This is a genomic window from Alcanivorax sp. 1008, assembly GCF_020667895.1.
Taxonomy (GTDB): Bacteria; Pseudomonadota; Gammaproteobacteria; order Pseudomonadales; family Alcanivoracaceae; genus PGZG01.
On sequence record NZ_JAFMPS010000100.1, the window covers coordinates 1 to 391 of the forward strand.

General features: G+C 30.2%; 1 protein-coding gene. It reads right to left on the reverse strand.

Annotated features, from left to right (window positions below; all coding sequences use genetic code 11):
- Positions 1 to 391: TatD family hydrolase (locus J1C54_RS16455; RefSeq protein ID WP_229150059.1), on the reverse strand; the 391-nt coding region annotated here is incomplete at both ends.

A 391-nucleotide genomic window follows, 5' to 3' on the forward strand; every position in this document is an offset into this window, starting at 1 on the left:
TACTACACCACCTATACCCAATTTCATATTATATGAAATGGCTTTATGTGCTTGCTCAATTGTACCAGTAAAACAATGAAAAATACCAAACAAATCATCTGATTTTTCTTGCTCTAAAACATTAAATATTTCATCAAATGACTCGCGACAATGGATTACAATTGGAAGTTTATACTTCTTTGCTAATTTAATTTGATGTCTAAAGGCTTCAATCTGAATATCTAAAGTTGATTTATCCCAATACAAATCAATACCAATTTCACCTACAGCATAAAACTTTCGTTTTGATAACATCTCCTCAACATGTACAAGTTCTTCTTTAAAATTCTCCTTAACATGTGTTGGATGCAATCCCATCATTAGAAATATATGATTTGGAAAATCCTTCTCT